The 25075-nt window shown below is 41.7% G+C and carries 20 protein-coding genes; 6 read left to right on the forward strand and 14 right to left on the reverse strand.

Going from position 1 to position 25075, the window contains the following annotated elements; genetic code table 11:
• The first annotated feature begins 215 nt into the window (after positions 1 to 215).
• Positions 216 to 4052, forward strand: coding sequence for a phosphoribosylformylglycinamidine synthase (gene purL, locus FTU35_RS02770; protein ID WP_180064478.1), 3837 nt, complete (start codon positions 216 to 218; stop codon positions 4050 to 4052).
• A gap of 26 nt (positions 4053 to 4078) precedes the next feature.
• Here the strand turns inward: purL and FTU35_RS13450 are convergent, their stop codons facing one another.
• Entirely contained in the window at positions 4079 to 4204 is a 126-nt protein-coding gene (locus tag FTU35_RS13450) for a hypothetical protein (RefSeq protein ID WP_004972740.1), read from the reverse strand.
• Positions 4205 to 4261: 57 nt separating this feature from the next.
• Here FTU35_RS13450 and FTU35_RS02775 point away from each other — a divergent pair, with 57 nt between their 5' ends.
• Positions 4262 to 5329 (forward strand): 4-phosphoerythronate dehydrogenase, encoded by a 1068-nt coding sequence (locus FTU35_RS02775; protein WP_004972744.1) that lies wholly within the window; start codon positions 4262 to 4264, stop codon positions 5327 to 5329.
• Positions 5326 to 6306 carry an EF-P lysine aminoacylase EpmA gene (epmA, locus tag FTU35_RS02780; protein ID WP_167846121.1) on the forward strand — a complete coding sequence of 327 codons (981 nt, stop codon included), beginning with the start codon at positions 5326 to 5328 and terminating at the stop codon, positions 6304 to 6306. Before FTU35_RS02775 ends, epmA begins: the two co-directional genes overlap by 4 nt.
• Before the next feature lie 170 nt (positions 6307 to 6476).
• Here epmA and FTU35_RS02785 read toward each other — a convergent pair whose 3' ends face one another.
• From FTU35_RS02785 to ahcY, 6 genes are all read right to left on the reverse strand, one after another.
• Positions 6477 to 7712 carry a multifunctional CCA addition/repair protein gene (locus tag FTU35_RS02785; RefSeq protein ID WP_004972751.1) on the reverse strand — a complete coding sequence of 412 codons (1236 nt, stop codon included), beginning with the start codon at positions 7710 to 7712 and terminating at the stop codon, positions 6477 to 6479.
• A gap of 90 nt (positions 7713 to 7802) precedes the next feature.
• Complete coding sequence (locus FTU35_RS02790; protein ID WP_004972754.1) at positions 7803 to 10082, reverse strand: NADP-dependent malic enzyme; 2280 nt, start codon at positions 10080 to 10082, stop codon at positions 7803 to 7805.
• Between the two features lie 139 nt (positions 10083 to 10221).
• Positions 10222 to 13098, reverse strand: a complete 2877-nt coding sequence (locus FTU35_RS02795) for an EAL domain-containing protein (protein WP_180064479.1) — start codon at positions 13096 to 13098, stop codon at positions 10222 to 10224.
• Positions 13099 to 13284: 186 nt separating this feature from the next.
• Entirely contained in the window at positions 13285 to 14001 is a 717-nt protein-coding gene (locus FTU35_RS02800) for a 16S rRNA (uracil(1498)-N(3))-methyltransferase (protein ID WP_004972758.1), read from the reverse strand.
• A 41-nt stretch (positions 14002 to 14042) separates the two neighbouring features.
• Positions 14043 to 14879, reverse strand: a complete 837-nt coding sequence (gene metF, locus FTU35_RS02805; RefSeq protein ID WP_004972760.1) for a methylenetetrahydrofolate reductase [NAD(P)H] — start codon at positions 14877 to 14879, stop codon at positions 14043 to 14045.
• A 183-nt stretch (positions 14880 to 15062) separates the two neighbouring features.
• Entirely contained in the window at positions 15063 to 16445 is a 1383-nt protein-coding gene (ahcY, locus tag FTU35_RS02810) for an adenosylhomocysteinase (protein WP_004972762.1), read from the reverse strand.
• 220 nt (positions 16446 to 16665) lie between these two features.
• Between ahcY and FTU35_RS02815 the strand changes: the two genes are divergently transcribed.
• The gene (locus tag FTU35_RS02815; protein ID WP_180005987.1) at positions 16666 to 17172 is read left to right on the forward strand and encodes a cysteine peptidase family C39 domain-containing protein; all 507 of its coding nucleotides are present in this window, start codon (positions 16666 to 16668) and stop codon (positions 17170 to 17172) included.
• A gap of 90 nt (positions 17173 to 17262) precedes the next feature.
• Here FTU35_RS02815 and FTU35_RS02820 read toward each other — a convergent pair whose 3' ends face one another.
• Entirely contained in the window at positions 17263 to 17775 is a 513-nt protein-coding gene (locus FTU35_RS02820) for a tetratricopeptide repeat protein (protein ID WP_131261573.1), read from the reverse strand.
• Positions 17776 to 17981: 206 nt separating this feature from the next.
• On the opposite strand from FTU35_RS02820, the gene FTU35_RS02825 reads away from it, so the two are divergent.
• Complete coding sequence (locus FTU35_RS02825; protein WP_004972768.1) at positions 17982 to 18242, forward strand: hypothetical protein; 261 nt, start codon at positions 17982 to 17984, stop codon at positions 18240 to 18242.
• Positions 18243 to 18319: 77 nt separating this feature from the next.
• Here FTU35_RS02825 and FTU35_RS02830 read toward each other — a convergent pair whose 3' ends face one another.
• Together FTU35_RS02830 and lipA are read right to left on the reverse strand one after the other, a co-directional pair.
• Positions 18320 to 18706 (reverse strand): carboxymuconolactone decarboxylase family protein, encoded by a 387-nt coding sequence (locus FTU35_RS02830; RefSeq protein WP_004972770.1) that lies wholly within the window; start codon positions 18704 to 18706, stop codon positions 18320 to 18322.
• 211 nt (positions 18707 to 18917) lie between these two features.
• Entirely contained in the window at positions 18918 to 19931 is a 1014-nt protein-coding gene (lipA, locus tag FTU35_RS02835) for a lipoyl synthase (protein ID WP_096902386.1), read from the reverse strand.
• 287 nt (positions 19932 to 20218) lie between these two features.
• Here lipA and sthA point away from each other — a divergent pair, with 287 nt between their 5' ends.
• Positions 20219 to 21634 (forward strand): Si-specific NAD(P)(+) transhydrogenase, encoded by a 1416-nt coding sequence (gene sthA, locus FTU35_RS02840; protein WP_042068765.1) that lies wholly within the window; start codon positions 20219 to 20221, stop codon positions 21632 to 21634.
• Positions 21635 to 21766: 132 nt separating this feature from the next.
• Here sthA and FTU35_RS02845 read toward each other — a convergent pair whose 3' ends face one another.
• The 4 genes from FTU35_RS02845 to FTU35_RS02855 form a co-directional block, all read right to left on the reverse strand.
• Positions 21767 to 22192 carry a VOC family protein gene (locus FTU35_RS02845; protein WP_136144686.1) on the reverse strand — a complete coding sequence of 142 codons (426 nt, stop codon included), beginning with the start codon at positions 22190 to 22192 and terminating at the stop codon, positions 21767 to 21769.
• Between the two features lie 67 nt (positions 22193 to 22259).
• Positions 22260 to 22394 carry a hypothetical protein gene (locus tag FTU35_RS13455; protein ID WP_019836563.1) on the reverse strand — a complete coding sequence of 45 codons (135 nt, stop codon included), beginning with the start codon at positions 22392 to 22394 and terminating at the stop codon, positions 22260 to 22262.
• Positions 22387 to 23598, reverse strand: coding sequence for an MFS transporter (locus FTU35_RS02850; protein WP_136144687.1), 1212 nt, complete (start codon positions 23596 to 23598; stop codon positions 22387 to 22389). The genes FTU35_RS13455 and FTU35_RS02850 overlap by 8 nt, the downstream gene beginning before the upstream one ends.
• A gap of 241 nt (positions 23599 to 23839) precedes the next feature.
• A complete protein-coding gene (locus FTU35_RS02855; protein WP_180064480.1) occupies positions 23840 to 24892 on the reverse strand; it encodes an OmpW family protein in 1053 nt (350 codons plus the stop codon).
• Between the last annotated feature and the right edge of the window lie 183 nt (positions 24893 to 25075).

A 25075-nucleotide genomic window follows, 5' to 3' on the forward strand; every position in this document is an offset into this window, starting at 1 on the left:
AGTGAGAGTGCTTTGTGCAATTTAAAGCACGAATCTTGAATACATTGATCTGAAATAGAGGCTTTAAATCAACATTCGGAAGTTTTACTGCCGAAACGCGCCAAGAAAACCATTTTCCATCTAGCTGATTATGGCATTTCACAGTAGAATATGCGCTCTCTTCAAGTCACATTGTGGCATGGTCCAAAAGATCAGCCCGTGGAGCCAAAATCAGCATGTTTATCGTTGCCGGTGCACCTGCACATTCATCTTTTAAGAAAACTCAACTCTTAAACCGTTTAGCGTCAATGAGTTCTGTTCAATCTTTCGATAGCCAATGGGTTTATTTATTTGACCAAGCGCTCGACGAGCAACAACAGCAATCTGCTTTACAGCTTTTAAACGATGGTGCATCTTTTGAATTACGCCAAGCTGCAAGTGATGAAGTTCAAATTTTAGTGACACCACGTGTGGGCACAATTTCTCCTTGGTCATCAAAAGCAACCGATATTTTTGCCAACTGTAATACGCCTGTACACCGCCTAGAACGCGGTGTTTTGTTTACCTTAAAAGGTATTACAGACGTTTCAAACGAAGTAAAACAAGTATTGCATGACCGCATGACCGAAAGTGTGTTTAACCACATTAACGATGCTGCAGCGTTATTTGTTGAAACTGAACCAAAACCTTTAAATAGCATTGATATTTTGGGTGAAGGCAAAGCGGCATTGGTAAAAGCCAACAGTGAGTTTGGTTTTGCCTTGTCTGATGAAGAAATTGATTATTTAACCGAAGCATTTATCAAGTTAGGCCGTAATCCGCATGACATTGAATTGATGATGTTTGCACAAGCCAACTCTGAGCACTGCCGTCACAAAATCTTTGGTTCTGAATGGACAATTGATGGCGAAGTACAGCCATTGTCATTGTTCCAAATGATCAAAAATACTTATAAAGAATCACCAACAGACGTATTGTCGGCTTACAAAGACAACGCTTCGGTGATTGTTGGTTTTGATACGCAGCGTTTCTATCCGAAAAAAGATGCTGCAACAGGTCACTACGTTTATAAATATAAGAGCCAAGCTGCCCACATTCTTATGAAAGTGGAAACACACAACCACCCAACTGCAATTGCACCATTTGCAGGTGCTGCGACAGGTTCGGGTGGTGAAATCCGTGATGAAGGCGCGACAGGTCGTGGTGGTAAACCAAAAGCAGGTTTAACAGGCTTTACAGTATCGAATTTAAATATTCCTGGTTTTGAACAGCCTTGGGAAGAAAACTATGGCAAGCCTTCACGTATGGCATCGCCATTACAAATTATGATTGAAGGCCCATTGGGCGGTGCAGCGTTTAACAACGAATTTGGTCGTCCTGCGTTAAATGGTTACTTCCGTACTTTCGAGCAAAACGTGAATGGTGAAGTAAAAGGCTTCCATAAACCAATCATGATTGCAGGTGGTTACGGCAACATTCGTCCAGACCATGTCGAAAAAGACCCAATTCAGCCAGGCGATTTATTAATCGTTTTAGGCGGCCCTGCGATGTTGATCGGTTTAGGCGGTGGCGCTGCATCTTCTGTAGATAGCGGAACCATGGGTGAAAATCTTGACTTCGCTTCAGTACAACGTGAAAACCCAGAAATGGAACGCCGTTGCCAAGAAGTGATTGATACATGCTGGCGTTTGGAAGATGCTAACCCAATCGTATCAGTGCATGACGTGGGTGCAGGTGGTATTTCGAACGCAATGCCTGAGTTGGTGAATGATCACGAACTAGGTGCTGTACTTGATTTGCGTAAGATTCCATCTTTAGAACCAGGCATGTCACCAATGGAAATTTGGTCAAACGAAGCGCAAGAGCGTTATGTATTGGCCATCCGTCCAAGTTCTTTAGAATTATTTGAATCAATCTGTGCGCGTGAGCGTTGTCCGTTTGCAGTATTGGGTGAAGCGACAGAAGCGCGTCATTTAACGGTTGAAGATCCACTGTTCAATAACAAAGCTGTAGATATGCCAATGCAGGTCTTGTTAGGTGGTACGCCACGCATGAGCCGTTCTTATGAAAGCATTGAGCGTCAAGGTGATGATTTTGATGCAGCTCAAGTTACTGATCTGAAAGATGCGATTTACCGTGTCATCAAGAATCCAACTGTTGCTTCTAAATCATTCCTAATCACGATTGGTGACCGTTCAATTACAGGTATGGTTGCACGTGATCAGTTGGTTGGCCCATGGCAGGTGCCTGTTGCAGATGCAGCAGTAACCACTACCAGCTTGCAAGGCTTTACAGGTGAAGCAATGGCGATGGGTGAACGTCCACCTGTAGCTTTATTAAACCCTGCAGCATCTGCGCGTTTGGCAGTGGCAGAATCTATTTCCAATATCATGTCAGCCAAAATTGACCAGATCAGCGACATTAAATTATCTGCAAACTGGATGGCAGCAGCAGGTCAAAAAGGCGAAGACCAAGCTTTGTTTGAAGGTGTAAAAGCCATTGGTATGGAAATGTGTCCTGCGCTAGGAATTGCAATTCCAGTAGGTAAAGACTCATTGTCTATGCGTACCACTTGGAATGACGAAGGTGTTGATAAATCTGTAACTTCACCAATGTCAGGTGTAATTACTGCATTTGCACCAGTGACCGATGTACGTAAAACACTAACCCCTGAATTGAAAAATACCGATTCAGTATTGGTACGTATTGACTTGTCTAAAGGTCAGTTCCGTTTAGGCGGTTCAATTTTAGCGCAAGTGTATAAAGCTATTGGTTCAGTAACACCAGATGTCGATAACTTTGACGAATTCAAAGCATTCTTTGCTTTGGTACAAGACTGGAATAACCGTGGCTTGATTCAAGCTTATCACGACATTGGTGATGGTGGTTTATTGGCAACTGTAACAGAAATGATGTTCGCTTCACGTTTAGGTGTGGCGTTAGAAGATCAATCTGTTGCGGCATTGTTTGCTGAAGAAATTGGTGCAGTACTACAAATCTCTAAAGCAGACTGGGCTAACTTAGCTGCTGAAGTTGCTGCATCTACTTTGAAAGATGCGATTTCGGTAGTCGGTACAGTTAATAGCACAGACCAACTTGCTGTAAATGGCTTGGTGCTTGAACGTGCCGATTTGCAAGCGGCTTGGAGTGAAGTATCACACCAAATCCAGCGTTTACGTGACAACTCAGAAACTGCTGATCAAGAATTTGCTTTGATCACAGAAAAAAACCACAAAGGCTTAATTGCTCAACCGACATTTGACTTAAATGAGCCAGTTGAAGCGCCATACATCAACACACGTCGTCCTAACATGGTGATTTTACGTGAACAAGGCGTAAACGGTCATGTAGAAATGGCGGCAGCATTTGACAAAGTCGGCTTTAACACCGTTGACGTACACATGAGTGACTTGCTTGCAGGGCGTGTCGATTTAGACGACTTTGAAGGCTTAGTGGCGTGTGGTGGTTTCTCTTACGGTGACGTATTAGGTGCTGGCGGTGGCTGGGCGAAGTCAGTCTTGTTCAACCCGAAATTACGCGACCAGTTTGAGAAATTCTTTAACCGTCAAGAAACGTTCTCACTGGGTATCTGTAACGGTTGTCAAATGTTGTCACAATTAGCACCACTCATTCCAGGTGCAGAAGCGTGGCCACGTTTCCATCGCAATACTTCAGAAGTGTTTGAAGCGCGTAGCGTTAACGTCCGTGTGGAAAAATCAAACTCTGTATTATTGCAAGATATGGAAGGCTCGATTTTACCAATCGCAGTGGCACATGGTGAAGGTCGCGTCGTTGCACCAGAAGCTAATTTGGCAGCCTTGAACGCAGGCAACCAAGTGATTTTACGTTATGTCGATAGCCACGGAAATGCGACTCAACATTATCCAATGAACCCGAATGGTTCGCCAGAAGGTATTTCAGGCGTAACTTCAAAAGATGGTCGTGCAACAATTATGATGCCGCACCCTGAACGTAATTTCCGTGCGCTTCAACATTCTTGGAAACCTGAAGAATGGACTGAAGATGGTGCATGGTTACGTATGTTCCGCAATGCGCGTAAATTTATTGGTTAAGATTTAACTCGCTTAATCTATAGCAGTCAGCCACCTTCGGGTGGCTGATTTTTTTGCTGTGAATATGCAACTTTTATATAGACGTGCATGTTTCCACCTAAATGAATCGTCGGCTTGCTGTTCAACAATTCTGCATTAATCTCAACAATCATAGTCATCCTAGACAACTCAAGCTATCATAAACAAGCAAACACACATGGGATGGCGTTATGAAAATCATTGCAGATGAAAATCTGGCATATACCGATTATTTCTTTGCAGATTTGGCAGAAATAGAGCACAAGGCTGGACGCCGTCTAACGCATCAAGATGTGCAAGATGCTGATGCGCTGCTAGTTCGTTCCGTCACCCAAGTGAATGCAGCATTGATTCAACAGACCGCGCTTCAATTTATTGGCAGCGCGACCATTGGCACAGACCACCTTGATATCCCAGCCATCGAGCAGCAGGGCATTGCATGGTCAAATGCGGCAGGTTGTAATGCGCAGGCGGTGAGTGAGTATGTGATTACCGCATTGCTTCATCTCGAGCCTGAATTACTACATGCCAATCAAAACTTTAAACTTGGCATTATTGGACTGGGCAATGTCGGCTCGCGCTTGGTCAAAATGGCACAATTATTAGGTTGGGATGTCATCGCATACGATCCATTTGTGCAGTTGCCCAATGTGCAGCAATGTGACTTAGATGCACTATTACAACAGGCAGATGCAATTTCCATTCATGTGCCATTAACAGAAACTGGTGAACATCCTACTCATCATTTAATTAATGCAGCGCGTTTGGCATGTATGAAGCCTCAAGCCATTCTGATTAATTCAGCGCGTGGGCCAGTGGTAGAAGAAGCGGCTTTAATGCAGGATATTCAACATACTCAGCGTTTAGTGGTATTAGATGTTTTTGAATATGAACCTGAAATCTCTGCAGAATTATTAGATTTGCTTGCTTTGGCAACCCCGCATATTGCAGGGTATAGCCTAGAAGGCAAGGCACGCGGCACACAAATGATTTATCAGGCTTTTTGTGAAAATTTTGGTTTAGATGCCACAAAACAATTTGAAACTCAATTGCCAAGCTGCGCGCAATATTTCAAAACCCAAGATTTGAAAAATAGTCTGCATGCACATTTAAGTCAAATTTATGATATTGCACAGGATGATGCCAATTTACGTGCCTGTGTCAAAGCGGGCAAAGTTGAGCAGCAGGCTTTTGATCATTTAAGAAAAACCTATCCTCTGCGTCGTGAATGGGCAGCACACGGAGGCCCGCAAGCATGAGTTCAAATCTCCAATATCAACCAACTTGCGACTTAAACAGCATGCGCGCACGTGCACAATTGTATGCACAAATACGCCATTTTTTTGCGGAACGTGAAGTACTTGAAGTTGAAACGCCAATTTTGTCACAGGCAGGAGTGACAGATGTGCATTTGGCTTCAGTGCAAGCACAGCGCCATGTGCAGGGCAAATTGCATACGCACTATTTACAGACCTCACCTGAATTTGCCATGAAGCGTTTATTGGCCAGTGGTAGTGGTGCTATTTATCAAATTTGCAAAGTCTTTCGTGATGATGAGCATGGACGTAAACACAACAGCGAATTTACCATGTTGGAATGGTATCGTCCCGAATTTAGCCTGAAAGAGCTTATGTTTGAGGTGACAGATTTACTTAATCTGACGTTAAAACAACGCTTTGGCGAAGTACGTCCAACAGTGTTGAGTTATAAACACGCATTTATGGATCGTTTGGATTTAAATCCTTTACAGGCAAGTCTGCAACAATTGAAAGACTGCTGTCATCGTGTGGGTTTGCATCTGGATTTGGGTGATGACCGTCTAGGCTACATCGACCTATTGTTTTCACATTTTGTAGAACCAAGTTTGGGCTTTGATGCTCCTGTATTTTTAACCGATTTTCCACCTGAATTAGCATCTTTGGCTAAAACCAGAACAGATGATGATGGGGAATTGGTCGCAGCCCGTTTTGAGCTATATATCGAAGGTTTAGAGCTTGCCAATGCCTATGATGAATTGATTGATGCTACTGTGCTGCGTTCTCGTTTTGAAGCCGATAATGCAGAACGCGCACAACTTGGTTTACATGTGATGCCAATTGATGAATATTTATTGGCTGCGTTGCCGAACATGCCTGAATGTTCAGGTATCGCCTTGGGCATAGATCGCTTATTGATGATTGCAACTGAGCAGATGCGTTTAGAGCAAGTGATTAGCTTTCCTGCGCAGCTTGCCTAAAAGCAAAAGACAGTTTCTTATTTCAAGAAGGATTTATTTGAGCTAAAAAGCCGTAGCTTCTATATTTTAGAAGATTACGGCTTTTCGATCAGAAATTTAGGCTGACTTAAATAGGTTAAGAATGATAGATCAAAGAACGCATGTAATGACGTTCTATAGACTTAAATAGCCTAAGCAGTAGCAGCCAAGTGACGTGCCTTTAATTGCTCAATCGCTTTAATGCGTCGTTCAATCAGCATTTCACCAATATCGGGGCCTTGGACATCGGCAGGTAAGTCTTGCGCCTTAATGCTGCGTACCACTTGAATCGCTTCCAAAATATAGCTCGCTTGCGGATAGTCACGATCTTCCAAACCTAAACGCCCACGAGAGTCACATTCACAGGCTTGTACAAAGGCTTCTACACGCTCAGGACGACGCAAGACATCCAAACGCTGTAATAAGCGCCATAACGTGCCAGGCTTTAAGCTCAATGCTTGGTGGCATTTTAAATGCTCTTTACATACAGCAAGTGCAAGTTGTTTGGTATTGGTCGGTACGCGCAGGCGTTCACACACTTCCGTTACAGGTCGAATCCCACGTTCTTCATGCATAATGTGCCGTGGTAATTCATCGGCAGGGGTCAAGGCCTTGCCTAAATCATGCAATAACACTGCAAAGCGTACATCGAGTGAGTAATTGGCACGACAGGCTTGTTGTAGTGACATCATGGTGTGCACACCACTGTCAATTTCAGGGTGATATTCAGGACGCTGTGGAATACCGAATAAAGCATCTAATTCAGGAAATAAAACTTTTAAAGCACCACAGGCACGCAATGTTTCAAAATAAACATCGGCACGTGCTTCCATTAAGGCACGTGAAGTTTCTTTCCATACGCGTTCAGGTGTCAGCGCATGTAACTCACCAGATTCTGCCAACTCTTGCATTAATAACAAGGTTTCAGGTGCAACCACAAAGCCTAAAGCATGATAACGTGCTGCAAAACGAGCAATACGCAGCACCCGTAACGGGTCTTCTACAAAAGCATTGGAAACATGGCGCAGCACTTTATTGCACAGATCTTGCTGTCCACCGTAAGGGTCGTAGACATTGCCATCACTATCCATTGCCATGGCGTTAATGGTTAAATCACGACGGATTAAATCTTCTTCTAAGGTCACGCTTGGGTCGGTATGAAATTCAAAACCGTGATAACCGTGTCCAGATTTGCGCTCAGTGCGAGCAAGTGCATATTCATCTTTGGTTTCAGGATGAAGAAAAACAGGGAAGTCTTTGCCCACAGGTTGAAAGCCTTGAGCCAAAAGTTGTTCGGGCGTTGCGCCAACGACAACATAATCTTTTTCGTGATAGGGATGCCCGAGTAAGTGATCTCGAACTGCACCGCCTACTAAATAAACTTGCATGAAAAAACCTCTATTCTTCAAGCAATCATGCTACAGAATAGAGGTTTTCTCAAGTCTATAATTCTGAGTCAGTCACTCAGAAATATAGGTTTATGCTTTAACTTGTGCTGTTTGTTGAATTTCAGCAACAGTGAGGGCAGTCATATTCACAACACGACGTGTCGTTGCAGTCGGAGTCAAAATATGTACAGGTTTTGCTGCACCTAACAAGATAGGGCCAATCGTAACATTGTTACCTGAAGTCGATTTCAACAAGTTAAATGAAATATTGGCAGCATCTAAGTTCGGCATAATCAACAAGTTTGCAGAACCTTTGAAGCGTGAGTTCGGGAAAGCAAAATGACGGATATTTTCGTCTAATGCTGCATCACCGTGCATTTCACCTTCAACTTCAAGCTCAGGTGCAATCTCACTCAAGATTTCAAAGACTTTACGCATTTTTTGTGCGCTAGAGTCTTGTTGGTCAGAACCAAAACTTGAGTGAGAAAGTAGAGCAACGCGTGGTGTCATACCAAAACGGCGTACTTCTTCAGCCGCTAAAAGTGTCATTTCAGCCAACTGTTCAGCAGTTGGGTTTGTGTTGACATAAGTGTCGGCAATGAACAAGTTGCGATCTTCAAGCATCAATGCGTTAAGGGTAAAGAAGTTAGTACGACCTTCTTTTAGACCAATCACATTTTTTACGAAATCAAGGTGAATGTCGTAGCTTGAATAAGTACCACATAACATACCATCGGCTAAACCATGCTTCACTAACATTGCTGCAATGAGGGTAGAGCGACGACGTGCTTCACGCTGCGCGTATTCAGGTGTAACGCCTTTACGCTGCATGATGGTGTAGTAATCATCTGCAAATTTTTCGTAGTTCGGGTTGTTTTCCTGATCTACAATTTCCATATTCACGCCATGTTCCAGACGTAAACCTAGCTTTTTAATGTTCGCTTCAATCACTGAGGTACGACCTACAAGGATTGGTTTAGCCAAGCCTTCATCCACTGCAATTTGTACTGCACGAAGTACGCGTAAGTCTTCACCTTCTGCATAAGCAATACGCTTAGGGTCAGTTTTTGCTTGAGCAAAAATAGGCTTCATCATAAATGCCGAGTTATATACAAACTCAGACAAACGCTGACGGTATGCAGAGAAGTCTTGAATTGGACGACTTGCTACACCTGAATCCATTGCCGCTTGAGCAACTGCAGGTGCAATTTCAAGAATTAAACGCTGATCAAGTGGACGTGGAATTAAATAGTCACGACCGAATGATGCAGATTTTTCACCATAAGTCGCAGCATCTGCTTCAATGTGTGCCATGCGTGCAATTGCGTGTACACAAGCAATTTTCATTTCTTCGTTGATGGTAGTTGCGCCAACGTCTAATGCACCACGGAAAATATACGGGAAGCAAAGTGCGTTGTTAACTTGGTTCGGGTAGTCCGAACGACCAGTCGCCATAATCACATCTGGACGTACTTCATGCGCATGTTCAGGTAAGATTTCTGGATCTGGGTTAGCCAAAGCAAAGATAATTGGATTTTCAGCCATTTCTTTGACCATAGCTTTGGTCAAGATACCCGCTGCAGAAAGACCAAGGAACATATCCGCACCGCTAATTACATCAGCAAGTTGCGTTCCTTCAATGTCTTGCATATAGCGTTTTTTCGAGTCATCCAAACCTTCACGTTTGGTGGTGATTAGACCACGCGAATCCGCAACAATGATATTTTCTTTTTTCGCGCCCAATGCACATAACAGGTCTAAACAAGACAGTGCGGCTGCACCTGCACCTGAAGCAACGATTTTGATTTCTTCAATTTTCTTGCCGTTAAGTAACAAGGCATTGAGTAGGGCAGAACCTACAATGATTGACGTACCGTGTTGGTCATCGTGGAACACAGGAATATTCATGCGTTCACGAAGTTTTTGCTCAATGTAGAAACATTCTGGTGCCTTGATGTCTTCAAGGTTAATACCACCAAAAGTTGGTTCTAATGCTGCAACAATATCTACAATTTTGTCTGGATCATTTTCAGCAATTTCGATGTCAAATACATCGACACCAGCAAACTTTTTAAAGAGTACGCCTTTACCTTCCATCACAGGTTTAGACGCCAAAGGACCGATATTACCTAAACCTAATACTGCTGTACCGTTACTAACGACAGCAACCAAGTTACCGCGAGCGGTATAAAGTGCAGCTGTTGAAGGATCACGTTCAATCTCTAAACATGGTGCTGCGACACCTGGTGAGTAAGCGAGCGCTAAGTCACGTTGGTTGACCAGCTGCTTACTTGGAGTAACGCTGATTTTTCCTGGTGTTGGAAATTCGTGATAGTAAAGTGCCTGCTGTTTTAATGATTGATCGTCCATCTGAATCTCGTGTGTGACAAGTTGGCCAGCGATGCTGGTGGTTTTTTTATGAATCTTATCGAATATACCATTACTTGCCCCCTTAGCACAGACGTCACTGTTTATTTTTAGAACAAACTTAGAGCTTTTGGGTCTAGTTTCAGATTAAGGAGCGATAAGCGCGCGATACTAAATTGGCTTTTAGAAATTGGGTCGCTTCACTTTCAGGCAAAGGCCTAGAGAATAAATACCCCTGCGCAATATCACAATTTAAATTCTGCAAATATTGCAGTTGTTGCTCAGTTTCAATCCCCTCAGCCACCACGCTCATGCCCATGGCTTTGCCCATAGCAATCATGGCACTAACAATGGCTTCTTGTTTGGTATTTCCAATTTTAGAAACAAAGCTACGGTCTATTTTTAAACTGTCAATTGGGAAGTCTGTTAAGTAAGAAAGTGAAGAATAGCCTGTACCAAAATCATCTAAGGCGATATGAATATCACGTTGTTTAATTTCATCTAATAAAGACTTAACGGTTGTGGAGTTTTCCACTAAAGAGGATTCGGTAATTTCTAATTCTAAGCTTGCACCTGAAATTTGATAGGTATTAATCGCATCATCTAAATCTTGCAGCAATTGACCACGTTGCAGTTGTTGTGCAACTACATTAACCGATACTTGGATATGATCAAAACCTAACAGATTCCATTCACGAATTTGCTTGGCAGTTTGTTGAATTACAACCCGACCAATATCGGAAATTAAACTGGTTTGTTCTGCAATAGGAATAAATAGGTTGGGTGGAATAATGCCTTTGGTTGGATGCTGCCAGCGCACCAATGCTTCAAACCCGATCACCTGATAATTATGGAAATCAATTTTAGGTTGATAATATACAATTAATTCATCATTTTTAATGGCTTGGCGTAAGTCACGCTCTAAATGTACATCCTGCTCTAGCAGTTTGGTGTTGTCTAAAGTGTAATATTTAATGGTATTGCCACCTAAACGCTTAGCCTCAGACAAGGCTTGTTCAGCACAATTATTTAGATAATCCAACTGGCGTCCATGTTCAGGATAGAGGGAAACCCCCATCGATAGGGTAATAATATGTTCTTGTCCCTGTACATTAAACGGCAAATTAAAGGCTTTGGTGATACGTTCACAGTGCTCTTCGATTGAAGGGCGAATATGAGAAATTTCATAAACAATTGCAAAATCATCGCCATTTAAGTGTGCAACAAACAGCGCTTCGGCATTGGTGATACGTAAACGCTGCGCCACTTGGCGGAGTAATTCATCGCCACCATTATTGCTTAAATATTCGTTTAAAGGTCTGAAACGGTCAATATTGAGTCGAATGACCGCCAATTGCTGCAATGAATCTTGCTGTGAAATAAGATATTGATGTAGTTGATAATTATAATAAAAACGATTGGGGAGATCGGTCAGCGCATCATAATTTTCTAAATAGGATAGACGCTGTTCTTGTAATTTATGTTCGGTTAAATCAGACACAATCCCAATATAATTAATAATGCGGTTTTGCTCATCTTTGACTGCATTGATATGCAAACGAACTTCTAATTCTTTTCCTGAGCGGAATTTTATACTCTTTTCAGTATGATATTCACCCTTGTTGAGCAATTGTTGAACAATTTCCTCTTGTGTCATGCGTGGATTTGCTTTGTTGGATTTGACTAAATCAAACAGATATTTACCTAAAATATGGTCGCGTTTAAATCCGCTCATTTGTGCATAGAATGGATTGGCTTCAATATAGCGTAGGTTTTCATCTAAAATAAAAATACCTTCGGCTGCCTGTTCAAGTACGCTGGCAGTGAGTTTTAAGCGTTCTTGCCCAATCCGTTCTTGGTGAATGTCACGGCGAATCCCCACCATGCGTAAAGGTTTATTGGTGACAGGATCACGCTCAATCACCCGCCCAATATCATGCACCCAATACCATTGACCTGAACTATGTTGTACGCGATATGTGGCTTGATAGCGTTCAGTTAGACCCCGTAAATGTTGTTTCATGGTTTGGTGAAAGTGCGGAATATCATCAGGGTGAATCAGTTGCTGTAATTTATTCCGATGCTGTTTAGTATTCTCTAAAGGAGTTTGCTGTGCGCCACTACCAAAGACAATACTGCGTTGCCGTATATTCCAGTCCCATGCTTTTAGACCTGCGGCTTCATGTGCCAAAATTAAACTATGTTGTTGATTGATTAAATCTTGGTGCGTTTGTTCTAAGTCAAAGGTACGTTCTCTTACTTTTTGTTCTAGCATTTGATTGTTAAATTGCAGTTGAAGTTCAATATCTTTGGACTTGTTCATTTCAACTTGTAATTGTTGGCAGAGTTGATCTGTCCAGCCGACTTGTTGCTCTGCGGCTTTTTTGAGTTGGTCGTTCTTAAAATAGACGCTCGATAAACGACGATGCATGTGCATTGAAGTATTGGCACAAATCAGTAAGGTAATTAAGGCAAAATTTGTCGCGAGAAAAAAGAAAGCGGAAGTTTCGGAGTGAACTAAAAACTGTGCGGCAATATAGGGTGTAATCACTGGAATGAATACCCAGCAAAAATAACTCAAGCGCTGCGTTAAAAAGGTGAGGGCAAAGGTTTGACTCACAATAATTAATAAGGTCGCTAAAATAATCGCTTCATAGTTGCTCAGTTCAGGGTTTTGCTGAGGTAAAAAGTAATACAGTAAACTTACCCCAACCGCGATTGCTGTTCCGATCAAGAAACACACCAATTTTAACCAACGATGTGCTTGTTGGAGTTGATATTGTCCCGCTTTAAAGTGAACTGCTGTGAGCAGTAAACACGAACCAATGGTCAGTTCAGTGAGAATAAACCAGATATTGAAGTAAGGTGATGAATGTGAGAAAGAAATTTGATAAATAAAAAACACATACAGGCAAACAATCAGGATGCTGACCAAAAAGAATCGAATAAGCCGAATGGTATTGGTGATTTGCGCAGCATCTAAGTATTGCTGCAACAATTCATCTTGAGCGTCTGACATACTTCCCCAAAATCTAGTTAAATGATTCCATCATTTATATTTTTAAATAACATCACTTTCATGCATAAAATATTGCTGTTTTGTGTTTAAATTTTATGCAAATTTTTTAATATATTGTTCGAGATTAATCCTGTACTTTATAAATTGCAATGTTATTGGCAATCGATTTCTGTAAAAACGGATAAATTACTCAGCCAAGCGATAATTTAAGAGAGCTAAAGCAACCACAGGTGCGGTTTCAGTGCGTAATACCCGAGTACCAATACACCAGTTTTGAAAGCCAACCGCATTGGCAGCGCTAATTTCTGTTTCGCTTAAACCACCTTCAGGCCCAATTAATAAAGCCAAATCTTTACTGACATTGTTTAGCACATCTACTTGATCTTTATTCGGTGCTAACACTAATTTGGTGGTAGGAAGGTCACTATTCAGCCAGTCCTCTAAACGTAGTGGGGCTAAAATTTTCGGTACGATATTCATGCCACATTGTTCACAGGCTGCAATGGCAATGCCTTGCCAATGATCTAATTTTTTTTGATCGCGGTCATATTTTAAGCGCATTTCACAGCGTTCAGAGGTGAGCAACTGAATGTTAGTCACGCCAAGCTCTACCGCTTTTTGAATCGCATAATCCATACGATCGCCTTTGCTCATTACTTGTCCTAATAAGGCGCTAAAGCTTGGGATGCGATTGTCTGGATTAAAACTTTTAATCTGCACTTGCGCTGTTTTTTTGGTAACTTCAACCAGTTCCACTTCATATTCACCACCTTGCCCATTGAACAAGGTGGCGGTTTCACCGACTTGTGCGCGTAGTACTTTCACCCAGTGATGAAATACTGTTTCAGTCAGTTCAACTTGCGTATCTACTGCTAATTCAGCCTCAATATAAAAACGGGGCATAGGGATTACTCGTTCAAGTCAATAAATATGAAAAATACAGCTTAAGCCAAACCAAGATCTGTCACTAATTGACGAGTCGGTTCGGTGTTGTTCATGGTGTAAAAATGCAAACTTGGTGCACCACCTGCAATCAGGCGTTCGCACAGTTTAATAATCACTTCATGACCAAAGGCTTTGATTGAAGCTGTGTCATCACCATAGGTTGCTAATTGCTTACGAATCCAGCGTGGAATTTCTGCACCTGTACCATCTGCAAAGCGAATTAAATTGCTGGCATTGGTAATCGGCATAATGCCAGGCGCAACAGGAATATTCACACCTTGCTTTTGAATACGTTCTACAAAGTAAAAGTACGCATCTGGATTAAAAAAGAACTGGGTGATGGCAGCATTGGCACCAGCATTTACTTTGGTGACAAAGTTTTTAATGTCTTGATCAAAGTGGTCTGCTTGTGGATGCATTTCAGGATAAGCCGCAACTTCAATGTGAAAATGATCACCTGAATGTTCACGAATAAAACGCACCAAGTCAGACGCATACGGCAATTCGCCTAAACCAACTTGACCTGAAGGTAAATCACCACGCAAAGCCACAATGCGGTCAATGCCTTGTGCTTTATAAATATCAAGCAATTCAGCAATACGCGCTTTGTCATCACCAATACAAGACAGGTGCGGCGCTACAGGTGTGCCTTTGCCATTGAAGTCGCTAATGGTCGATAAAGTACGTTCACGAGTAGAACCACCTGCACCATAAGTGATAGAAAAAAACTCTGGATTTAAAAGTTGTAATTCTTGATGCACAACTTTGAGTTTTTCTGCACCTACATCGGTTTTAGATGGGAAAAATTCAAATGAAATAGGAACTTGTTTGGTCATGATTAAATCCTTGTTATAAATACTTATTTATATTTTTTCACCTCTCCTAAATCCTCTCTTGCGCTGGGTTTAAAAGCAGTGCTTTAAACTTGCTCAGGAGAGGACTTACCCTCGAATACATTCATTAAACAATGAATCATTCCCTCTCCCTATGAGAGAGGGTTAGGGAGAAGGATTAAAAACTTAGTATTTATAAGCATCCGATTTAAACGGACCTTCAACAGCTACACCTAAGTAGTCCGCTTGTACTTGAGTCAATTGTGTTAATACACCACCAAAACCAGCAACCATTGCAGCAGCAACTTCTTCGTCTAGTTTTTTCGGTAAGATTTCAACACGAATTGCCGCTTGTTTTTGATCGGCAGGAAGATCGGCAAATTTCTCTGCAAATAAGTGCATTTGTGCCAATACTTGGTTAGCAAATGAACCATCCATAATACGTGATGGGTGACCTGTTGCGTTACCCAAGTTCACTAAACGACCTTCAGAAAGCAAGATTAAATAATCGTTTTCGTTTTCTGAACGATACACTTGGTGTACTTGTGGCTTCACTTCAACCCACTTATAACCACGTAAGTAGTTGGTGTCGATTTCAGTATCGAAGTGACCAATGTTACATACAACAGCGCCTGCTTTAAGTGTATCTAGCATTGCTGCGTCGCACACGTGATAGTTACCTGTTGTAGTCACAATCAAGTCAGTATTTTCTAAAAGCTCTAGGTTGACGTCTGCTTTATTGCCTGTTTGTACGCCATTCTTGTACGGAGATACAACTTCGTAACCATCCATACATGCTTGCATTGCACAAATTGGGTCAATTTCAGAAACACGAACAATCATGCCTTCTTGACGTAAAGATTGTGCAGAACCTTTACCTACATCACCATAACCAATAACCAATGCACGACGACCAGACAATAACATGTCTGTACCACGTTTAATCGCATCGTTGAGTGAGTGACGGCAACCGTATTTATTGTCGTTTTTAGATTTAGTCACAGAGTCGTTGACGTTAATTGCAGGCACTTTTAAAGAACCATCTTTCCACATTTCAATTAGACGTTGTACGCCCGTAGTGGTTTCTTCAGTAATGCCGTGAATGCGCTCTAATAATGCAGGATATTTCTCGTGAACAAGTGCAGTTAAGTCACCGCCATCGTCCAAAATCATGTTGGCATCCCATGGTGTGCCATTTACATTAATTTGTTGTTCAAGACACCATACATATTCTTCTTCAGTTTCGCCTTTCCAAGCAAAAACAGGCACACCTGAAGCAGCAATTGCTGCAGCAGCGTGGTCTTGAGTAGAGAAGATGTTACAAGAAGTCCAACGAACTTCTGCGCCCAATTCAACTAGCGTTTCAATTAAAACAGCAGTTTGAATGGTCATGTGGATACAGCCGAGAATTTTCGCGCCTGCAAGAGGTTTTGCAGCTGAGTAGCGCTTACGCAAACCCATAAGGGCTGGCATTTCTGCTTCTGCAAGTTTGATTTCTTTACGACCAAAATCAGCTAGTGTGATATCGGCAACTTTATAATCTGTAAATGAAGCATTAACCGCGTTCATCACGATCTCCTTATAAAAAACAATTGATCATTCAGTTCGCGGATGCCGTTTCTTGCATAGCAAACGCGTTGCTATGCTGGTCGAGCCTGGCGATTTTACATTTCGTGCCTGTAAAACGTCGCAGCATCCCTCGACTAGCGCGATATTGTACTTGGAAATTGATTCAGTTCCAATCATGTTTTGTTTATTATCACTACAAACATATTTTTGAGATTGAATGATGGCTTTAGAGCTTCCTCAAGAGTTGGCAAATTTAGAAGCCAACGGCGGGATTTACGCAGTGTGGATGTTGCTACGACACTTAGGAATTGATGCCGATATTCAACAATTGATTGAAGTGTGTGGTTATATGCCAGAGCAGGGCACAACCACAATTGGCTTGGCTGTTGGACTGAAAAAGTTTGGCTTTAATGTGCAGTTTTATACTGACCCTGACCCAGATTTACAAGATGCAGAAAAGTTAAGTTATGCCGAAGCTAAACAGCTTAAATTGCCTGTATTGGCGGCAATCGGCTATCAGCAAATTCAGCACGCATTTGATGAAAATAAATTTATAATTGTCTATTACGACACTTTAGAAGGCGTGGGCAATCACTCATTGCTATATTCAATTGATGATGCTGAAATTTGTTTCTTTGACAGTTTTGAGCCGATGCCTGCGGCTGTGTTTGAACAACAGCGTCAGCAAGAGGGCATTTGCAGACAAGTAATTGTGGTCGAAGTCTAAGTGTTATTCAAAGTCTAAGCTTTATTCAATGACGATTCGAGTCATGCAAAAAATTGTCTAGCCCATCAATTGATTGGCTAGACAAAGGGATTACTCCGCTGCGTCTGCTTTTTGTGTCCAATATTCAGCTTTATTTTCGTCAGCATCTACACCCAAAGCATTTGCATAAATAAAAGCAAGGTCTCGCATGGCTTGTACTTCGCCCAATTCTGCTGCTTGCTGTACCAATGCCACAGAGCGAGCGACATCTTGTTCAACCACATCACCACGACGGTAGTAGCCTGCCAACTCTAAAATAGCGGCAGGGTGTTGTGCATCACTGGCTTTTTTGAGCCAGACAAAAGCATCTTCAAAATGTTGTTTGGCATCTTCAGGGTCATCTTCTAGAACATCTTTGGCATATACGGTATAGCCTTCACCAAGCCAATACATGGCTTCGATATGTCCGTTTGCGGCAGCTTTGAGCGCCCATTGTTCGGCAAGTTCAATATCTTCATTAAAATCGCTTTGCATATACAGCACCGCCACTTCAAATTGGGCATCGGCTTGTCCTGCAATGGCGCGGTTCATTAGCGCAGGGGAGATTGAAACAGATTCTGACATAATGTCATCCAGCAAAATTACAACATAAGATTGTGCGATAGCCTAAAAGGTCTGCTGGGAAAAAGCCATCTTCGGTGTGATTTTTTTTAAAAAATTAGGGTTAATTGATCATGCGTTTATGCAGACAATAACAAAAAATCACTTGAGCCATATCGTCAAGTTTCAATATGCTGAATGTTAAACATGGTCATAATGAGAACAATAAGATGGCAAATTTTTTAACTGCTGAACAAGCAAAAGTTTATTCAGATCATGCCAAGCTAGATATTGAATTATATAAGCAGCGTTTGGCGTCTTTAATCGAAGAGAATGCCAAGCAGGGCAATACCGCAGTTTTTACTGTGCTGCCAAAACATTTACCTTTAGAAGATATTCGAAATTTATCGGCACAGCTGACTGATTTGGGTTATCAGGTGCGCTTTGAGTTAAATGAGTTCTTTTATAGCTTTAATGTGTATTGGATTTAAAACTCAACTCTACCGACATTTCACCAAATAGTTTTAGTGAAATGTCGAGCGTTTATATTTTTTGATTTAGATTGCGTTTAAGTATTTGCAGTATGTTCTGCCAAAACTTCCAAAGCTGCGCGAAAAGCTTCCTGAGTTGCAGGTGCGCCACAATAAGGCAAGCTGTGTAACAAGACTTCCTGAATTTCTTCGACACTTGCCCCGTTATTTAGCGCACCACGAATATGTCCTTTAAGCTCGGTCGGGCTTTTTAAAGCAGTTAAAAAGGCGATAGTAATTAAGGAACGATATTTGCGTGGTAACACACCTTCACGTTGCCAAGTTGAACCCCATGCATGTTCATTAATCCAGTCCTGCAAAGGTTGGGTAAATGGTACAGTGTTGTCCTGTGCGCGTTTTACAAAGCTTTCGCCCATGACTTCAGTGCGAACTTTTAAGCCATTGTCATAGTCTTGTTGTGACATTTTACTATCCCTGTTTTATTGTTTGAGCTCGGTGTATAGATTAAGTGCATAGATTAACAATTTATGGCGATGACACCATGCGCACTTGGTCGTAGACCATCAAAAAATATTCACATCTATCTATTTTTAATATATCCACAAGGTATAAAAAACCCCGAACATAAAGTCGGGGCTGTTTTAGCTTTATCGCAAATTTTGAAATAAGCGAGTGTTAAGCTTCAATGGTTTGCACGCTAATTTTTTTAGCAGGGTCGGCTTTACGACGTACTGTTGGTACAGGTTCACCATAATATTGACGGTCTGCAAAATAACTTGAACGTACCATTGGCGCAGCCCAAATATTTTTAAAACCTAACTTTTGACCATGCGCTGTATAACGCTCAAATTCTTCAGGTGTTACAAAGCGGTCAATTGGCGCATGTTCTTTAGATGGCTGTAAATATTGACCAATGGTCACATAATCTACATCGTGCGCTTTAAGATCATCTAACAGTGCAATAACTTCTTCTTCAGATTCTCCAATACCTACCATCAAACCGCATTTGGTTGGAATATCTGGGCAATATTCTTTAAACATTTTCAGCAAGTTCAAAGAGTGCTGATAGTCTGAACCCGGACGCATGGCTTTATATAAGCGTGGCACAGTTTCAATGTTGTGGTTAAAAACATCTGGCGGACATTCGGTCATAATGCGTAGTGCAATATCCATACGACCACGGAAGTCTGGCACCAAAATTTCTAACAACGTATTTGGGCTTAAAGAGCGGGCTTCTTTAATACAATCGACAAAATGTTGTGCACCACCATCTAACAAGTCATCACGGTCTACAGAGGTGATCACGGCATATTTTAAGCCTAAGTTGGCAATGGTTTCTGCCATGTGACGAGGTTCTTCAGGATCTAGTGCATTTGGACGACCATGCGCAACATCACAAAACGGGCAGCGACGGGTACAAATATCACCCATGATCATAAAGGTTGCTGTACCACCACCAAAGCATTCTGGAAGGTTTGGACAAGCGGCTTCTTCACAAACGGTGTGCAATTTTTGCTGACGCAAAGTGGTTTTAATACGTTGAACTTCTTCTGGTGCCGTCATTTTGACCCGAATCCAGTCAGGTTTACGAGGCGTTTCAACCGTAGGAACAACTTTTACAGGAATACGTGCGACTTTTTCAGCACCACGAAGTTTGACACCCTGTTCTGGTTTACGGTTTGCAGACATATTCAACTTTTCCACTGTTTTTGAAAGGGGAGAGATTTAGTGTAGGCTAGATTTTACGTGAAATAGAGTCTGATTAAACCGAATCTAAGTGCAAAAGTAAAATGTCACCTTAACTTCATCATAAGACGGTTATTATAACGAAATTGTGCTTAAATTGGGTAAAAACGATATTCATATAAAAAATGTGGTTATCACGTAATATATGCACAGTAAATACAGAAAATTCAAAAGATTTACGTCATAATATAGCCCATTGAAAAGACAGATTTAAAGAAAAGGAGCGTTGAATGCCACGTAAAAAAGAGGTCGTTAGTGGAACTTTCGTGAAGTACGATGCGGTTGTTCTCGGTTCAGGCCCTGCGGGTGAAGGCGCGGCAATGAAACTTGCCAAATCTGGTAAGCGTGTTGCGATTGTAGATGTTCGTGAGCAGCTTGGCGGTAACTGTACCCATGTGGGTACCATTCCAAGTAAAGCATTGCGTCAGACAGTGTCGAATATTATCCGTTATCGCCGTGACCCAATGTTTAAAAAAATGGGCGATTGGCGTCAGTTCACCATGAAGCAAGTGTTGCAAAGTGCGCATAAAGTTATTCAGCAGCAAGTTGAAACGCACTCTCGCTTTTATGACCGTAATGAAATTGCGATTTATCATGGTCGTGCTTATATCCAAGATAAAAATACGGTCTTGGTATTTGGTGCAGATGGCATTAAAGAAACCATTATGTGTCAGCAAATTGTGATTGCGACAGGTAGCCGTCCATATCGTCCAGAAATGTTGGATTTCAACCATCCACGTGTATTTGATTCAGACAAAATTTTGGATTTGGATTTCTCGATTCAAAAAATTATTATTTATGGCGCGGGTGTGATTGGTTGTGAATATGCATCCATCTTCATTGGTTTAGATCATAAAGTTGATTTGATTAATACTCAGCACAAATTGCTCAGCTATTTGGATGATGAAATTTCAGATGCCTTGTCATATCACTTGCGTGCGCAAGGGGTGCTGATTCGCCACAATGAGCAAATTGATCATTTAGAAACTTTTGATGATCACGTGGTTTTATATTTGCAAAGTGGCAAGAAAATCAAAGCCGATGCGATTTTGTGGTGTAACGGTCGTTCGGGTAATACCGATGGTTTAGGTCTTGAAAATGTCGAACTTAAGCCAAACAGCCGTGGTCAGTTAACAGTCAATGATCAATATCAAACCGAAGTAGAGAATATTTATGCTGCGGGCGATGTAATTGGTTGGCCTTCGTTGGCATCAGCTGCCTATGACCAAGGTCGTTGCGCGGGTGCAAATATGAGTGGCGAAGAAAATGTTGCGCCTGTGACCGATATTCCAACAGGTATTTATACCATTCCAGAAATTTCTTCGATTGGTAAAACTGAGCAGGAATTGACGGAAGAAAAAATTCCTTATGAAGTTGGTCAGGCATCTTTCCGTCATTTAGCGCGTGCGCAAATTACGGGTGATACAGTGGGTGAATTGAAGATTTTATTCCACCGTGACACTTTAGAAGTATTGGGTGTGCATTGCTTTGGTAATAATGCGGCAGAGATTATCCACATTGGTCAGGCGGTGATGAACAGCCCGAACAATACCATTAAGTATTTTGTGGAAACCACATTCAACTATCCAACCATGGCGGAAGCGTATCGTGTGGCGACCTTGAATGGGATGAATCGTTTGTTTTAAGCAGATTCTGCTGACTGCAAAATAGAAAATTTAGAACACCTCATAAGATCATTCTTGTGGGGTGTTTTTTTATTGACTTGCTGTAAGGAAATTTATGCATTGAGGGAAAGTTGATTTGTGGAACATTGAGCGTTAAATATCAATTATGACTGATGCCGCACTGCGTGGCGTTTCGCCATGAAAGACAGCTTCAATATTGTTACCATCAGGATCAAGTACATAAGCTGCATAATAACCAGGATGATAAGCACGTTCATCAGGTTTGCCATTGCACTTGCCGCCATGTGCCAATGCTGCAAGATAGAAAGCATTGACCATTTCACGATTTTTAGCTTGAAAGGCGAGATGATGACGCCCAGTGAGTATGCCTTGTGCGGCAGGACTTTTTACTGAGGAGATAAAAAGTTCATCTGCCCAAAAGTGATCCTTGGCTGTTCCCATAACTGGAATATCCAACACTGCCAAGATGGCGGTATAAAATGCTCGACTTGCTTCAAGGTCACTCACCACAAGATGAATATGGTCAATCAGTCTTCCACGATGCAATTGAATCTGCATAAGACGCTCCATGTCTAAAGCGGAATTTTGAATAGCAAAATAGACTTAATATTTTAGAGATTGGGTTTTAATGCGCACAAAACGCCTGATTAAAATATTCAAACAGTTGTGGCGTTTGCATCCATAAAAAAATCGACAAGCCAAAAAGGGCAGTGATTGCGAGTGTGAGCAATACTTTAAAATTCAATAAAGAATTAATCATGAATGACGTGCTCCTCATCTACCCAAAAATGTACCAAGACCGCAAACGCACTTAAAGCAATAGAAACAATCCAGATAACATTATAGTTACCTGTCAGGTCGTGATTTAAACCGCCAAGCCATCCACCAAAAAAAGAGCCGACTTGGTGTGTGAAAAACACAATGCCACTGAGCATGGTCAGGTATTTAATCCCAAACATATTTGCCACAATACCATTGGTTAAAGGCACTGTAGATAACCACAACAAACCCATAATGATCCCGAATGCATAAATTGTCCAGATGCTTAAAGGCAGGATTAAAAAGACGATAATGGCAATACCGCGTAGTCCGTAAAGCCACATCAGCAAGTGCGGTTTCGAATAGCGACCGCCTAACCAACCTGCGGTATAGGTGCCTACAATATTAAATAAACCCACGAGTGCTAGAAAAACTGTGCCTGTGGTTGCATTAAAGCCATGATCAATTAAGTAGCTAGGGAGGTGAATCCCGATAAACACCACTTGAAAACCACAGACAAAAAAGCCCAAAGCTAAAAACCAAAAGGGTTTATGGTTTTTGGCAATCACCAAAACTTGTTTAAAGCCTAAAGCGGGTTGGCTGACTGAACTTGCATTAGGGTTTTGATACATGGGTGCTTTGAGCATCCATGCCAAAGGAACAATCAAGACAATTAAAATCGCACTGACAATTAATGCGCCCGACCAACCTACACTTTGTAATAACAATAAGGTCGATGGCAACATGATAAATTGCCCAAACGAGCCTGCAGCACTGGCAATACCCATTGCAAGGCTACGCTTTTCTGGAGGAGCAGCGCGACCTACTGCAGAAAGTAGCACAGGGAAAGAGGTTGCAGAAAGTGCCAAACCTAAAATTAAACCCACACTTAAATTTAGCAATAAGCCTGTCGAGCTGACGGCCATGAGCAATAAGCCGAGTGCATACAGTGCGCCACCAACTGCAACTACAATTTTACTACCGTATTTGTCTGCAAAAGCACCTGTGATGGGTTGGACTGCACCCCAAATTAGGTTTTGCATGGCAATGGCTAAACTAAAGACATTATGTCCCCAGCCAAATTCATGGCTCATAGGCACCAAATACAAACCAAATGCATGCCGAACCCCAAGCGATAATGCCAAAATAATGGCACTTCCAATTAACATATAAATTAGAGGTTTGGAAAATTGAGCATTCGACATAAGGCATCCACGTATGGCTAACAGCTTGTTATGGTAGTCGATTCAGCCGCAGATCGCGATAAAATAAAATTCATCAAATGATAAAATTTGGTTATAGATATTAGTTTGAATATTCTAAGCAAAAAATGATCATGAGCTACAAGCCAAATGGATATTGAAAAATCCTTCTCCCTGTGGGAGAAGGATTAAGTGAAGGGGATTATCGTCTTAAATAGGACTGATCAAAGACTGCTATTAATGCTTAAAAACGCATACCAAAACCTGCATAGGCAATCACTGGATTCACTTCAATATCTGCTTTAGAGTGAATTAATTCGCCGTGTTTGGCATCGGTCACCGTAATGGTGGTTTCATTTTTAAGGTGTGCATAAGATAGTGAGCCAACTGCAAACCATTTTTCATTGAAGTCATAGGTAAAACCTACGCTGGCAACAGGTGCAAACGCATCGGTCGCATCTAACTCAACTTTAGGATTGGCTGAACTTGGTGTACCTTCTAAAGATGCCCCCGATTTTCCTTCTTTAATATTGGCAATCATGTGACCCGCAGCAATCAAGTGCTGCTCAGTACGTGGATTAATTTCTAACTCATTGAAATAGGCATACATCAAACCGACGCCAACATAGGGGCGGAACTTATTTACGCCTGTTTTGCCAAAGTGATATTGAAACTCAAATGCAGGTGTCCATGCTCGGGCAGAAGCAGCAGGGCCATGTGCTGCTAAATCGGTAATGAGAATATCATTTTGTAATTCTAGCTCACCCAACGCACCGCCTAATGGACGTGCAATTGCGGAGAAGGGAGCATAAATTTTACCTTTGCCTTGCAAATCAACTTTAGGTGGAATACCGCCTTTAACTTCAAAGGAAATATTATCGGTAAAGAAATAGTTACTGATGATACCCAGTGTAGTGACATCATCTGCTTCTAAACCTGTACCGGGATTATCCCATTGTTCCAAACCTGAAATTGTGGCTTGTCCACTCATGTTGGCAGGTACGGTAGGCAGTAAATTTAATGCTCCGCTTAATAATACGGGTGGCTCAAAACCGTCACGTAAATTATCTCTTACAGTTTGAGATTGAACCTCACCGACATCGGCTGTGTAGCCGTTGTGAATGGCTGTATTGACCCGAAAAGGTTGTGCTTTGCCTTGTGGCATAACGTGCAGCGCACCTACCGAAACAGAAAAGCGTTTAAAACCATCACCATCTTTTAAACTAAAATAAGGTGAGTTGGCATAACTGATGACTGGCAAACTACTCAGTGCCAAACAGCATAGTGTTTTTTTCATTGTGGAACTCCATGTCCAATTTTGCTTGTTGTTATTTACGGCATTGTTATGCAAGGCATTATGAAATGGACTGGAAAAATAAAACTGTTGTTTTTACAAGATATTTTTTTAAACTTTTGTGAATAACTGGAAAAGTGTGCAGGTGTTTTGTTAAATCCAAAACTGTTGAATACGTGAAAATGC

The organism is Acinetobacter sp. YH12095, from assembly GCF_013419245.1.
GTDB lineage: Bacteria > Pseudomonadota > Gammaproteobacteria > Pseudomonadales > Moraxellaceae > Acinetobacter > Acinetobacter towneri.

Coding starts and splice junctions, on each gene's coding strand:
- purL (WP_180064478.1), top strand. CDS start 216: ATGTTTATCGTTGCCGGTGCACCTGCACATTCATCTTTTAAGAAAACT.
- FTU35_RS13450 (WP_004972740.1), bottom strand. CDS start 4,204: ATGATTGTTGAGATTAATGCAGAATTGTTGAACAGCAAGCCGACGATT.
- FTU35_RS02775 (WP_004972744.1), top strand. CDS start 4,262: ATGAAAATCATTGCAGATGAAAATCTGGCATATACCGATTATTTCTTT.
- epmA (WP_167846121.1), top strand. CDS start 5,326: ATGAGTTCAAATCTCCAATATCAACCAACTTGCGACTTAAACAGCATG.
- FTU35_RS02785 (WP_004972751.1), bottom strand. CDS start 7,712: ATGCAAGTTTATTTAGTAGGCGGTGCAGTTCGAGATCACTTACTCGGG.
- FTU35_RS02790 (WP_004972754.1), bottom strand. CDS start 10,082: ATGGACGATCAATCATTAAAACAGCAGGCACTTTACTATCACGAATTT.
- FTU35_RS02795 (WP_180064479.1), bottom strand. CDS start 13,098: ATGTCAGACGCTCAAGATGAATTGTTGCAGCAATACTTAGATGCTGCG.
- FTU35_RS02800 (WP_004972758.1), bottom strand. CDS start 14,001: ATGCCCCGTTTTTATATTGAGGCTGAATTAGCAGTAGATACGCAAGTT.
- metF (WP_004972760.1), bottom strand. CDS start 14,879: ATGACCAAACAAGTTCCTATTTCATTTGAATTTTTCCCATCTAAAACC.
- ahcY (WP_004972762.1), bottom strand. CDS start 16,445: ATGAACGCGGTTAATGCTTCATTTACAGATTATAAAGTTGCCGATATC.
- FTU35_RS02815 (WP_180005987.1), top strand. CDS start 16,666: ATGGCTTTAGAGCTTCCTCAAGAGTTGGCAAATTTAGAAGCCAACGGC.
- FTU35_RS02820 (WP_131261573.1), bottom strand. CDS start 17,775: ATGTCAGAATCTGTTTCAATCTCCCCTGCGCTAATGAACCGCGCCATT.
- FTU35_RS02825 (WP_004972768.1), top strand. CDS start 17,982: ATGGCAAATTTTTTAACTGCTGAACAAGCAAAAGTTTATTCAGATCAT.
- FTU35_RS02830 (WP_004972770.1), bottom strand. CDS start 18,706: ATGTCACAACAAGACTATGACAATGGCTTAAAAGTTCGCACTGAAGTC.
- lipA (WP_096902386.1), bottom strand. CDS start 19,931: ATGTCTGCAAACCGTAAACCAGAACAGGGTGTCAAACTTCGTGGTGCT.
- sthA (WP_042068765.1), top strand. CDS start 20,219: ATGCCACGTAAAAAAGAGGTCGTTAGTGGAACTTTCGTGAAGTACGAT.
- FTU35_RS02845 (WP_136144686.1), bottom strand. CDS start 22,192: ATGCAGATTCAATTGCATCGTGGAAGACTGATTGACCATATTCATCTT.
- FTU35_RS13455 (WP_019836563.1), bottom strand. CDS start 22,394: ATGATTAATTCTTTATTGAATTTTAAAGTATTGCTCACACTCGCAATC.
- FTU35_RS02850 (WP_136144687.1), bottom strand. CDS start 23,598: ATGTCGAATGCTCAATTTTCCAAACCTCTAATTTATATGTTAATTGGA.
- FTU35_RS02855 (WP_180064480.1), bottom strand. CDS start 24,892: ATGAAAAAAACACTATGCTGTTTGGCACTGAGTAGTTTGCCAGTCATC.